Raw genomic sequence first — 12,766 nt, 5'->3', positions numbered from 1 at the left:
TTCACGCAAAAGGAGTGTGCGAGATGACAGAATTAGAAAAGCAAAAAATATATGAGCTACGACTTAAAGGAGTTGGATATAAAGCCATAGGTGCATTACTTGGTATATCGCGGGATAGTGTTCGAGGGTTATGTAAAAGAAACGGTTTAGATGGAGATTCAAAAGTAGTTTCTTTAAATGTCAAAGAAAAAATAAATAACCATTTACTGTGTTTTTGCTGTGCAAAACCAATTAAACAAACAGGGCGTGGTAGAACAAGAAAATTTTGTTCTACAGAATGTCGGCGGAAATGGTGGAAGGAAAATCCGCAGGCACGAAGTAAAAGTGAAACAGCTATATATCATTATACTTGTCCACATTGTGGTAAAGAGTTTAGTAGTTATGGTAACAAAAAAAGAAAATACTGCGGCCATGACTGCTATATAAAATCAAGATTTTGGAGTGATGAAGATGAAGTTTATGAAACTGGAAATAGATAAACTAATACCAGCCAGTTATAACCCAAGAAAAAAGTTAAAACCCGGTGATAGTGAATTTGAGAAAATAAAAAATAGCATAACCGAGTTTGGTTATGTTGAGCCGATTATAGTTAATAAAGACCTAACGGTAATTGGTGGACACCAAAGAATATCTGTATTGAAGTCATTAGGTTATACCGAGATTGACTGTGTGGTTATAGATATTGATAAGACCAAGGAAAAAGCGTTAAATATTGCTCTTAATAAAATTAGTGGTGAATGGAATAGAGAATTGCTTGGTGAACTTATTATGGATCTACAGTCGCAGGATTTTGATATTAAATTTACTGGTTTTGAACCTCCAGAAATAGATGAGTTATTTAGTAATATTCATGATAAAGATGTTACAGATGATGACTTTGATGTAGATGCTGCTCTAGAAGAAGAACCTATATCAAAACAAGGAGATATATGGCTTCTAGGCAGACACAAACTTATTTGTGGTGATAGCACCAAAACTGAAATATATGAAAAACTGATGGATGGCAAGAAAGCTAATCTAGTAGTTACCGATCCCCCGTATGGTGTGTCTTATGATGGGAGCCAAGGAACAATCAAGAATGATAACTTAAAAGACCAAGAGTTTTATCAATTTTTACTTAGTGCTTTCGAAAACATGGAGGCTGTAATGGCTGATGACGCATCTATCTATGTTTTTCATGCAGATACCAAAGGGTTAATTTTTAGACGGGCTTTTGAAGATGCTGGCTTTTATTTATCAGGGGTGTGTCAGTGGGTTAAACAATCACTGGTATTAGGAAGGTCTCCATATCAGTGGAAAAATGAACCTTGCTTATTTGGCTGGAAGAAAAAAGGCAAACATAAATGGTATGCAGGAAGAAAAGAAACTACTGTATGGGAATTTGATAAACCCTCTAGTAGTAAACTTCACAGCACTATGAAACCTATTCCATTAATTGCTTACCCGATTAAAAATAGTACAACTACTAATGCTATTGTAGTTGACCCCTTCTCAGGTAGTGCATCTACACTAATAGCCTGTGAGCAATTGGATAGGGTTTGTTATGCAATAGAGCTAGAAGAAAAGTTTGTGGATGTAGGAATTAAACGATATATCGAACAAGTAGGCTCTGATGAAGAAGTTTTTCTAATAAGAGAAGGTGAGAAAATACCTTTTAAAAACATTAACAATGCAGCATAAACCCCTTGCTATCCCTGTGTTTTTGAGTGATATATAGACATACCAAAAGCACAGGAGGGATTTTATGGATAGAAAACAAATAGTAAAAAGAATGGAAGATCATTTTAAAGTAAAGGCAAAATACTTATACCTACCTACATATGCTTATGAAATTACAACAGATGATGAAACCTACACTATTAGCAAGGAAGGAAAAATAGTAACAGCAGCTGGTTTAGAAATGAAACTGGAAGAAGTATTAAATAAAGCTGTTACAGAACCGTTTGAAGAAACTATAGAAACGACAGCATTAAAAACCTTAGCAGTTGATGAAACCAAAGAAAATTTAGGTTTTAAAATTGATATTTCTTTAGAAGGTCATAGTGGCAGAACCCTAAGAAATCTAATAAACATGATATACAGCAAACAGGACTTAATTAAAAAATCAATAGGTTTAATAGACAACATAGTAGAGGATGATTTAGTTGCAGACATTAATATAGCTAAAGCTGAAACCATACAAGAATTTAAATTAGATATTAAGCCACTTGAAACCAACATAGAAATAGACGATGAAAGTATAACCTTTAATTTACCACAAACACCAAAAGATGAAGGAGTAGCTATCCAGTTATTTAACCTAATCGATGCAAAATCTAAAAACCAGAAACATGTAGTATTTAATGCAAAGCCTACTGATAATGAAAAGTACACATTTAGAACATGGCTACTTAGACTTGGGATGATAGGTGATGAATATAAAGAGGCGAGAAAAGTTCTACTTAAAAACTTAAGTGGGAACGCAGCTTTTAGACAAGGGGGCAAGTAGTCATGAATCAAAGAATATTAAAGGTTTATGAAAGCTCAAATAGTAAATCTAAAAACATCCCATGTATAAGATTGCAAGGGCAGTGGCTTAAAAGATTAGGTTATGAAATTGGTGATAACATCATTGTAAAAGAAGAAGAAGGTAAACTAGTAATTGAACCTATAGAAAAAAATAACCTTAATCATTCTCGATAAGGCTTTAAACATATGCACTTGGTCTAATAAGCCATTACCCCGTAAGAATGAAATATAATAACAGTGTTTTGACAAAGGGCCATTAAGGCTCTTTTTTGTTATATATAAATTAAATAAAGGAGGTGATACCTGTGGCCCAACGTGGACGTAAACCAAAGCCAACAGCAATAAAAGTGCTGGAAGGTAATCCAGGTAAGCGGGATATAAATAAACATGAGCCCAAACCAAAAAAGCAAGCACCAAGATGTCCTACTTGGCTTGAACCAGAAGCCAAAAAGGAATGGCGAAGAATGGTCAAGCAACTAGAACAGCTAGGTTTATTAACAGAAATAGATATGGCCGCTTTCGCTGGATATTGTCAAGCTTACGCTAGGTGGAAAGAAGCAGAAGAATTTATAACTAAACATGGCACAATTGTTAAAACTCCTTCAGGATATTGGCAGCAAGTGCCACAAGTATCAATTGCCCAGACCTATTTAAAACTAATGAATAGATTCTGTGAGCAGTTTGGGCTAACACCTTCATCTAGAAGTAGAATTGTAGCAGATACACCTGACATAACTGAAGACCCTATGGAACTTGTTCTTTTTAAGGGTGGTGGTTAAAAGTGTATGATGAAAAGAGAGCTCAACATGCTGTAAATTTTATTAACTGCTTAAAACATACTAAAGGACAGTGGAGAGGCGTACCTTTTGATTTATTACCTTGGCAAGACAAAATTATAAGAGATATTTTTGGTACAGTTAAAGAAAATGGTTATAGGCAATATAATACAGCCTATATTGAGGTGCCTAAGAAAAATGGCAAAAGTGAACTAGCTGCAGCAGTAGCATTACTTATGACTTGTGGGGATAATGAATGGGGCGCTGAGGTTTATGGTTGTGCTTCAGATCGTCAACAAGCATCCATTGTATTTGATGTTGCAGTAGATATGGTAGATCAATCTCCTGCTTTAAAAAAGAGAATTAAGCCAGTTATGTCTATAAAACGCTTAATATATAAACCAACTAACAGTTTTTATCAGGTATTATCAGCTGAAGCCTACACAAAACACGGGCTTAATGTCCATGCAGTTGTATTTGACGAGCTTCACGCTCAACCAAACAGAGATTTATTCGATGTTATGACAAAAGGTTCTGGTGATGCAAGGCTTCAACCACTATATTTTTTAATAACAACAGCAGGTACAGATAGAAATTCAATCTGTTATGAAGTACATCAAAAAGCAGTAGATATACTTGAAGGTAGAAAAAATGATCCTACTTTTTATCCCGTAATATATGGTATTAATGACAATGATGATTGGAGCTTAGAAGAAAACTGGTATAAAGCTAATCCATCTTTAGGTTATACAATTGATGTAGAGAAAGTTAGAAATGCATATAACAGTGCAGTAGATAATCCTGCGGAAGAAAATTTATTTAGGCAATTAAGACTTAACCAGTGGGTAAAACAATCAGTCCGGTGGATGCCAATGGAGAAATGGGATTCTTGTGATGAAAATATAGATTTAGATTCTTTAAGGGGAAGAGAATGTTACGCAGGATTAGATTTATCTAGTACAACAGATATTACTGCTTTCGTTTTAGTATTTCCACCAAGAACAGAGCAGGAGAATTATATTATTTTACCTTACTTTTGGATACCAGATGAAAACTTAAAAGTAAGAGTTAGACGTGATCATGTTCCATATGATGTTTGGGAAAAGCAAGGATATATTAAAACTACAGAAGGAAATGTAGTCCATTATGCTTTTATTGAAAAAACCATTGAAGAGTTAGGTAAGATTTATAACATAAAAGAAATAGCTTTTGATAGATGGGGTGCTATTCAAATGGCCCAAAATCTTGATGATATGGGGTTTACAGTTATACCATTCGGGCAAGGGTATAAGGACATGTCACCATCTTCAAAGGAACTTATGAAGCTAACACTTGAAAAAAAGATAGCCCATGGTGGTAATCCTGTCTTAAGGTGGATGATGGATAATATCTACATCAAAACTGATCCAGCTGGCAATATCAAACCGGATAAGGATAAAAGTACTGAAAAGATAGATGGTGCAGTTGCCTTAATTATGGCACTGGATAGAGCTATCAGGAATGAAGGTAGAAGTGGTGGAAGTGTATATGATGATAGAGGGATATTGATATTGTAACCGTATATAATCATAGGTGATTAATGATGGTTGTTAGCTGTAAAATTGCTAAATCAGGCTGCTCGAATAATTGTTATACTATAAATAGCAAAAATCGAGGGGGCGAATTAATGGATAAAAAACAGATTTCGGATAAGCAATTTATTAATTGTTATCGATCAGCAGGTCTATGGTTTGTTGCACTTTATATGGAAGCATTTATTTTAAGAATTAATGAACTAAAAGATAGTGTATCAAAAACTAAATTTATTGAAGAAATCTACAACGATGGAGATAATGAATTTGATAAAGAAATTAGTGCAACAAGAACAAGAGTAAATTGCTTGTTAAGAATAATAGAATCAGGAAGAGCGATAGAAGCATTAGAAGTTGTAGTCAACTCTAAATTAAACAAACAATTTCCAGAAGCAGTTTATGAAGCTGAAAAATTATCTCGAAGAATAAGAAATGGTGAGATTATAATACCTACATAATTAAATGACAAAGAAATATCGAGTGCATTAACGTTTCCTTAGCACTAATTATTGCATTAGACAGGGAGTGTTATGGTAGATAGGAATAGTAATTTTTATAGTATACCTTAAGTTATCTAAGTATAGTTTTGTTATAATCATTATTAGATATATTCAGAAAAATTAACATCTTAAAGGAGTAATACATGAAACTTACAATTTCTGAAAGGTTAATGCATAGTACGGTTAGAATTGAAGTAATAAATAAAGAAGGAATTATACTAAGTACCGGAACAGGGTTCTCTTTTAGATACATATTTGATGAAGATAAGTACGTCCCAATACTTGTGACAAACAAACACGTAGTCAAAGGTGCAAAAATCGGGAGGCTTGTATTTACAGTCGCGGATTCTCAAAATAACCCAGATTATGGAGAGAAATTTTCATATGTAATTTACGATTTTGAGAAAGCATTTACTTTTCATCCTGATATAAACGTTGACCTATGTATTATGTTTATGCAACCAATTTATGAAGATGCAATTGCGAAATATAATAAGAGTTTGTTTACTATGTCATTAGACGAATCATTAATTCCAACTTCTGAACAAATAGAGACATTATCTGTTCTGGAAGATGTTATTATGGTAGGCTATCCGAACGGTTTATGGGATCAAACGAATAACTTACCAATAATTAGAAGAGGGGTTACTGCTATTCATCCAAGATTTGATTACAATAATAAAACCGACATTGTAGTTGATATGGCATGTTTTCCGGGTTCCAGTGGTTCACCGATATTTATATATAATCAAGGTTCATATCCAACTACAAATGGTATAAGTATAGGTACTAGACTGCTTTTCTTAGGTATTCTTTATGCTGGACCGCAGATGACTGCAGTAGGAGAAATTCATACTGCAACTATTCCAACATCTGTTATTCCAACTGCAAGAACTAACCTAATGATTAATCTTGGTTATGCGGTAAAAAGTAGAAGATTACTAGACTTTAAGCCAAAAATAAGAACTTTAATTAATAGATAAAATATATAAAGCATCTCATAAGAACTTAGAGGTGCTTTTTTTATGCCCATTTTCAGGAGGTGATCATAATTAAAATACCCTTTTTAAGTAAAAGTAAACTTAAAAGATAGATGGTGTAGTTCTCTTATTATGGCACATGATACTGTAAGAAATGAAGGCGGAAATTAAGGAAGTGTTTATAGTTAGAGGGGCTAATTATGTTGTAAAATATCATACATTTATGTTATTCTAGACATTATACAAATATTTACATTAAACTAATTCAAAGTACGTATTTGAGTTGGGGTTGGGTGTTATGATAAAAGATTTTAGTTCGTGGATGGAATACGAGGGAGCTTCTGAAGGTAGTGGTCGTAGTGAAAAGATTTGGTTAGTCGATCCAAATAATAGTGAGGTAGGTTTGTTTAAGTTTAGAAAATCAGAATATACAACAGAGCATTTATCTGAGAAAATAGCTTCTGAAATTGCCAAGTTAATTAATATTGAATGTATGAAAGTGGATTTAGGTTCATATAATTCTAGAATAGGCTGTATAAGTTATAAAATAAATAATGATAACGAAAATTTAAGAGAAGGAATACAATTTATTAACAAGTATTATCCCAGTTATGATCCAAATCTTTTATATGATAACGAACAAATGGAGTACTATTCATTAGATATGATACTACACTCTCTAAAAGAATTTGATTTTCAAAAGGAGTTTCTTAAAATACCTATATTTGATTTTTTGATAGGTAATACTGATAGACATCAAAACAACTGGGCGATTTTACAAAAAGGAAAAAGTTATACTTTATGTCCTTTGTATGATAATGCTTCGTCTCTTTGTTGTTATATACAAGAATCGAAAATAGATGGTTATCTTGGGAATGATAAAGTAAGATTCCTGTCTTTAGTTGACACCAAATCCACGTCGAGAATTAGAATAAATAAGAATATAAAAAAGGAACCGACGCATCTAGAAGTACTAAGGTTTTTAAGAGATAATTACTATAATGATGTTATTGATATTGTACAAACAATAAATTATCATATTAATGAAAATAGTTTAGATGAAATATTAGAACAATACACAGCTGACATAGTGAGTAAACGTAGAAAAATTTTAATAAAAAAGTTTTTAATTGAAAAAGTTAACTTAATGGCACATCAGTTTAATCTTAGAAAGGAGGAATAACAGTGTCAAGGAAAAATGAAAAGGATTACCTTTATTTAATATGGAAGGATCCTATTTCAAGACGAAATTTTATCGTGGGTCAGCTATCCAAAAATAGTCAATATGAATTTTCCTATGGTCATGAGGTGAAAAAGGCAATTGAAAAAGGGTTTGAACTATTAATACCTTTTGATGATATTGATAAAGTTTATAAAAGTGACACTTTATTTCCGACCTTTTCAAGTAGATTACCTGATAGCAAAAGGAGAGGAATCGAAAAAATTTTAGCAAAATATGACCTGACAAACTTTGATGAGTATAAGCTATTAAAAAAAAGTGGTGCAAAATTACCAATCGATACCCTAGAATTTATTGATCCGATTCCTGAAAAACCTAACGGTAAAGTTAAAAGAGTTTTTTATATTGCGGGTGTAAGACATTGTATAGGCTGTGATGGTTATAATTGTGAAAAAAATAATTATTTAAATTTAGGCGACCAATTAAGCTTAGAATTAGAACCGACAAATGAATATGATGAAAATGCAATCAAAATACTTGATAAGCAGGGAAGCCATGTTGGATATATACCGAGATACTATAGTAAAGGTGTTATTAGATTTCTCAAAAACGGAGCAACATACGAAGTGAAAGTAGTTGAGTTAAATAAAGATATGCAATGCCAAGAGTGTATAAGGGTTAAATTAGAACTTTCTATTAATACAAAACAAATAACAATGAGTAGCTAAAATATAACTTTAAAATAAGAAGTTAGATAAAGATTTTTACCGTAGGAAGGCATGGGTAATGCCTTAATCCAAATATTCCATTTACGGGAGGAGTAGATCTATATGTTTTGCTCCTTTATGAATGTTAGCTCGTAATTAAGCATCTCGAATGAGGTGCTTTTTTTATGCCTATTTTTAGGAGGTGATCATAATCATAATACCGTTTTTATCAAAATTACTAAACCCCCGAGCTAGTCCCAAGAATAATATGTTTAACAACACATATAACTTTTTATTTGGTTCAACATCAAGTGGTAAGTTAGTTAATGAAAGAACAGCAATGCAAACTACTGCAGTTTATGCCTGTGTAAGAATCTTAGCTGAAACCTTAGCTTCCTTACCCTTACATACTTACAAAAGAACTGATAAAGGTAAGGAAAAAGCACTAGACCATCCACTATATTATCTTTTACATGATGAGCCTAATCCCGAGATGACTTCATTTGTGTTTCGCGAAACACTGATGGGTCATCTTTTATTATGGGGAAATGCATACAGCCAAATAATAAGAGATGGTAGAGGAAAAATAACTGCGCTATACCCATTAATGCCAGATAACATGTCTGTTAATAGAAGTGACAAAGGTGAGATTTACTATAGCTATAAGAAAGAAGGCCAGGAATACCTTCTAAGAAACTACGAAGTACTACACATTCCAGGACTAGGTTTTGATGGGCTAGTAGGTTATTCTCCGATAGCTATGGCCAAAAATGCTATTGGTATGGCAATAGCAACTGAAGAATATGGAGCTAAATTTTTTAATAATGGAGCTAATCCCGGTGGAGTATTAGAACATCCAGCCATTTTAAAAGACCCGGCCAAAGTAAGAGATAGTTGGAACAGTGTCTATGGTGGTAGTGGAAATGCTCATAAAGTTGCAGTATTAGAAGAAGGTATGAGTTTTAAACCTATTGGAATACCACCAGAACAGGCTCAGTTTTTACAAACTAGAAAATTTCAGCTTAATGAAATAGCTAGGATATTTAGGATACCACCACATTTAATTGGTGACTTAGAGAGAGCTACATTTTCCAATATAGAAAACCAAAGTATTGAGTTTGTGAAATACACCTTAACCCCTTGGCTATCTAGATGGGAAATGGTCCTAAACAAAGCTCTTTTATCACCAAATGAAAAGAAAGACTACTTCTTTAAGCTGAATGTTGAAGGTTTACTGCGTGGTGACTATAAAACTCGCATGGAAGGTTACAGCATTGGCATTCAAAATGGCTTTCTATCACCTAACGATGTAAGAGAGCTAGAAAACATGAACACCATAGAACACGGAGATGTCTACGCAGTTAATGGTAATATGCTTAAGCTTGAGGATATTGGAGCTTATGCGAACAAACAAAATGGAGGTGAAGAATAATTGAAGTTTTGGAATTGGGTTAAAAATGAAGATGGTAGAACCCTTTATCTTGATGGATATATCGCCCAGGAAAGCTGGTTTGATGATGATGTATCCCCTAGAGAATTTAAAGCAGAACTTGAAGAAGCAGATGGTGATATTACCCTTTGGATTAATTCCCCTGGTGGCGATGTTTTTGCAGCAAGTCAGATTTACACTATGCTAAAAGAATACCAAGGAAAAATTACTGTCAAGATTGATGGAATTGCTGCTAGTGCTGCTTCAGTAATTGCTATGTCAGGAGATGAAGTCTTAATGTCCCCAACTGCAATGATGATGCTTCATAACCCGGCCACAATAGTTTGGGGAGAGGAGGCTGACATTAAAAAAGGGATCGAAATGTTATCTGAAGTAAAAGAAAGTATTATCAATGCCTATGAACAAAAAACAGGTCTTTTAAGAAATAAAATCTCAAATATGATGGATAGAGAAACTTGGATGAGCGCTAAAAAGGCTCATGAACTAGGATTCTGTGATCAGGTTTTATACACAGAACAAGCTATCCCTGAAGCAATCATGAATGGCTTTATGTTTGATAAGGTTACTGTAACCAATAACTTTATGGGTAAATTACCTAAAACCAGTGAACCAAAAGAAACAGGAACGCCTTACAACCACCTAGCTAAAAGGCTAGAAATACTTAAATAAATGGAGGATTTATAAATGAATAAAATATTAGAACTAAGAGAAAAACGTGCGAAGCTTTGGGAAGAAACCAAAGCTTTTTTAGATTCCAGAAGAAATGAGAATGAACTCTTATCAGCAGAAGATACTGCAACTTATGAAAAAATGGAAGCAGAAGTAATCAGTTTAGGTAAAGAAATAGAGCGTTTAGAAAGACAAGCATCAATAGAATTAGAACTATCAAAGGCCACTAGTAACCCTATTAGAAACAACCCGAATACAAACATAGAAGAAAAAACCGGTAGAGCAACTGATGCATACAAGAGTGCATTTTGGGGTGCTATGAGAAATAAGGTTAATCCAACTGTGCAAAACGCCTTACAGACCGGAGAAGATTCTGAAGGGGGTTACCTAGTTCCTGATGAATATGAACAACAGCTAATAAAAGCTTTAGAAGACGTTAATTTAATGAGAAATCTATGCCATGTTATAAATACTAGTCATGGTGATCGTAAAATTCCTGTAGTAGCAAGTCATGGTAGTGCAGCTTGGATGGATGAAGCAGGAGCTTTTGAAGAAAGTGATGATAGTTTTACTCAAGTAAGCTTATCTGCCTATAAATTAGGGACTATGTTAAAGATATCTGATGAACTCTTACATGATGCTTTCTTTAACTTAGAATCTTATGTAGCTACCGAGTTTGCTAGAAGAATAGGTGCTGCAGAAGAAGAAGCTTTTCTATTAGGTGATGGAAGTAGTAAACCTACAGGACTTTTAAATAGTGCTGGTGGTGCAGATGTTGGAGTAACAGCAGCAAGTGCTACAGCTATAACAATGGATGAAGTAATTGATCTATATCATAGCCTTAAAGCACCATATAGAAAAAATGCTACCTTTGTTGTTAATGATGCTACTATTAAGGCTATTAGAAAACTAAAAGATGGACAAGGGAATTATATCTGGCAGCCTTCAGTAGTAGCTGGAACATCAGATACTATTTTAAACCGCCCAGTAGTAACGTCACAGTACATGCCAACACTGGCAGCAGGTGAGAAAACTATTCTTTTTGGTGATTTAAGTTATTATTGGATTGCAGATCGTCAGGGTAGAACATTTAAAAGACTTAATGAGCTATATGCAGCTAATGGACAAGTAGGTTTCCTAGCTTGGCAGCGCCTTGATGGAAAACTAATACTTTCTGAAGCAGTTAAGGTATTACAACAAAAAGCGTAAATTAAATATTGGTAGGCAGTCTTAATAGTCTGCCTTCTATATTTTTAAGGAGGAACTAACATGACATACAACACGAAAAATTATACCGAACAAGGTGGAGAAAAAACCATCATCAGTGGGGAACTAAACATTATAGAGCAAGGTAAACTAATGTTTAATGGAGAGGAGTTATCACAAGCACTCTATCAATCTAATAGTCAGGCCACTACAATTGCCGGACTAGTAGCTGATTTTAATAAACTTTTAGTAAAACTTAGATCAGCAGGAGTTATGTTTTCTAAAGCACCGGTAATTACAATACTAATAGAACCAGAAGATGTAATAGTTACAGAAGGAAGCATTGAGGAGAGTCTTACAGTAGATGCAACAGTAAGTAATGGTAGTGAATTATCTTATCAGTGGTATAGCAATAACACAGAGTCTAATGAAGATGGAACATTAATTGAAGGAGCTACAGAAGCAGTGTTTGATTTACCTACTAATTTAACCGAAGGAACAATTTATTACTACTGTGTTATTACTGCAGAAGAAGCTCCTGATGTAACATCAGAAGTAGCAAGTGTAACGGTTGAAGGGGACTAAACTAAACTAGATAGGGGTGAGGGAAACTGATAGTCTCACTTGAAGAAGTAAAACTGTATTTAAGAATGGAAGGTGATGAGGAAGATGCTCTTATCACCTCTTTAATAGAATCCTCAATTGAACTATGTGAAGGAATATTAAGATATCCTGTATCCGAATTTGAAGAAGTACCACAGTTAATCAAAAGCGCTGTTTTATTTAGTATTGCTTCAATGTATGAAAAAAGAGAAGGAGAAGGATTAAAAGAAACCTTAGATACTATCAAAAGATTATTAAACCCTTTTCGTAAGGAAAGCTGGTGATTAAATGGAGATAGGAGAACTAAGACACCGGATTACTTTGCAAAAACCTATCATAACCACCAATCTTAATGGCTTTGAGGAAGAAACTTTAAAAGACTTCAAAACAGTATGGGCAGCAGTTTCAAATCTTAGGGGTAGAGAATACTATGCGGCTGCAGCAGTTCAAGCTGAAAATACAGTTGAATTTACTATCCGCTATATTACTGGAATAGATAACAGTATGAGAATTATCTTTAAAGATAAACAGTACAACATAATAGCAATTGATAATATCAAATATCAAAACAAGTATATAGAGATTAGAGCACAGGAGGTGGGTGTAAGTGGTTAAG

16 protein-coding genes are annotated in these 12,766 nt (G+C 33.8%); all 16 read left to right on the top strand.

What is annotated here, in order from left to right:
• The first annotated feature begins 23 nt into the window (after positions 1 to 23).
• The 16 genes from SYNTR_RS04520 (at position 24) to SYNTR_RS04445 (ending at position 12,765) form a co-directional block, all read left to right on the top strand.
• Entirely contained in the window at positions 24 to 479 is a 456-nt protein-coding gene (locus SYNTR_RS04520; RefSeq protein WP_156203407.1) for a helix-turn-helix domain-containing protein, read from the top strand.
• Complete coding sequence (locus tag SYNTR_RS04515) at positions 451 to 1,680, top strand: site-specific DNA-methyltransferase (RefSeq protein ID WP_156203406.1); 1,230 nt, start codon at positions 451 to 453, stop codon at positions 1,678 to 1,680. Before SYNTR_RS04520 ends, SYNTR_RS04515 begins: the two co-directional genes overlap by 29 nt.
• Before the next feature lie 64 nt (positions 1,681 to 1,744).
• A complete protein-coding gene (locus tag SYNTR_RS04510) occupies positions 1,745 to 2,488 on the top strand; it encodes a virulence-related protein (protein WP_156203405.1) in 744 nt (247 codons plus the stop codon).
• Between the two features lie 2 nt (positions 2,489 to 2,490).
• Positions 2,491 to 2,682: a SymE family type I addiction module toxin gene (locus SYNTR_RS04505; RefSeq protein WP_156203404.1), complete on the top strand. Its 192-nt coding sequence runs from the start codon at positions 2,491 to 2,493 to the stop codon at positions 2,680 to 2,682.
• Positions 2,683 to 2,813: 131 nt separating this feature from the next.
• Positions 2,814 to 3,287 (top strand): phage terminase small subunit P27 family, encoded by a 474-nt coding sequence (locus SYNTR_RS04500; protein WP_156203403.1) that lies wholly within the window; start codon positions 2,814 to 2,816, stop codon positions 3,285 to 3,287.
• Between the two features lie 2 nt (positions 3,288 to 3,289).
• On the top strand, positions 3,290 to 4,840 hold the full coding sequence (locus SYNTR_RS04495; RefSeq protein ID WP_156203402.1) for a terminase large subunit: 1,551 nt from the start codon (positions 3,290 to 3,292) through the stop codon (positions 4,838 to 4,840).
• A 110-nt stretch (positions 4,841 to 4,950) separates the two neighbouring features.
• Positions 4,951 to 5,313: a hypothetical protein gene (locus tag SYNTR_RS04490; RefSeq protein WP_156203401.1), complete on the top strand. Its 363-nt coding sequence runs from the start codon at positions 4,951 to 4,953 to the stop codon at positions 5,311 to 5,313.
• Positions 5,314 to 5,498: 185 nt separating this feature from the next.
• A complete protein-coding gene (locus SYNTR_RS04485; protein WP_156203400.1) occupies positions 5,499 to 6,338 on the top strand; it encodes a S1 family peptidase in 840 nt (279 codons plus the stop codon).
• A gap of 295 nt (positions 6,339 to 6,633) precedes the next feature.
• Positions 6,634 to 7,518 (top strand): HipA domain-containing protein, encoded by an 885-nt coding sequence (locus tag SYNTR_RS04480; protein WP_156203399.1) that lies wholly within the window; start codon positions 6,634 to 6,636, stop codon positions 7,516 to 7,518.
• Positions 7,519 to 7,520: 2 nt separating this feature from the next.
• Positions 7,521 to 8,243, top strand: a complete 723-nt coding sequence (locus tag SYNTR_RS04475) for an HIRAN domain-containing protein (protein ID WP_156203398.1) — start codon at positions 7,521 to 7,523, stop codon at positions 8,241 to 8,243.
• A gap of 247 nt (positions 8,244 to 8,490) precedes the next feature.
• A complete protein-coding gene (locus SYNTR_RS04470; RefSeq protein WP_156203397.1) occupies positions 8,491 to 9,654 on the top strand; it encodes a phage portal protein in 1,164 nt (387 codons plus the stop codon).
• Positions 9,655 to 10,341, top strand: coding sequence for a head maturation protease, ClpP-related (locus tag SYNTR_RS04465; protein WP_156203396.1), 687 nt, complete (start codon positions 9,655 to 9,657; stop codon positions 10,339 to 10,341).
• Positions 10,342 to 10,356: 15 nt separating this feature from the next.
• Positions 10,357 to 11,550, top strand: a complete 1,194-nt coding sequence (locus SYNTR_RS04460) for a phage major capsid protein (RefSeq protein WP_156203395.1) — start codon at positions 10,357 to 10,359, stop codon at positions 11,548 to 11,550.
• Positions 11,551 to 11,610: 60 nt separating this feature from the next.
• Positions 11,611 to 12,132 (top strand): hypothetical protein, encoded by a 522-nt coding sequence (locus SYNTR_RS11760; RefSeq protein WP_320411457.1) that lies wholly within the window; start codon positions 11,611 to 11,613, stop codon positions 12,130 to 12,132.
• A 65-nt stretch (positions 12,133 to 12,197) separates the two neighbouring features.
• Positions 12,198 to 12,434: a head-tail connector protein gene (locus SYNTR_RS04450; RefSeq protein WP_243140235.1), complete on the top strand. Its 237-nt coding sequence runs from the start codon at positions 12,198 to 12,200 to the stop codon at positions 12,432 to 12,434.
• A 4-nt stretch (positions 12,435 to 12,438) separates the two neighbouring features.
• Complete coding sequence (locus tag SYNTR_RS04445; protein ID WP_156203393.1) at positions 12,439 to 12,765, top strand: phage head closure protein; 327 nt, start codon at positions 12,439 to 12,441, stop codon at positions 12,763 to 12,765.
• Position 12,766 lies beyond the last annotated feature (1 nt).

It is taken from the genome of Candidatus Syntrophocurvum alkaliphilum, from assembly GCF_009734445.1.
GTDB classification, from domain to species: domain Bacteria; phylum Bacillota; class Syntrophomonadia; order Syntrophomonadales; family Syntrophomonadaceae; genus Syntrophocurvum; species Syntrophocurvum alkaliphilum.
Note: the sequence above shows the minus strand (reverse complement) of the source record. Positions and strands in the feature narration are given on the sequence as shown.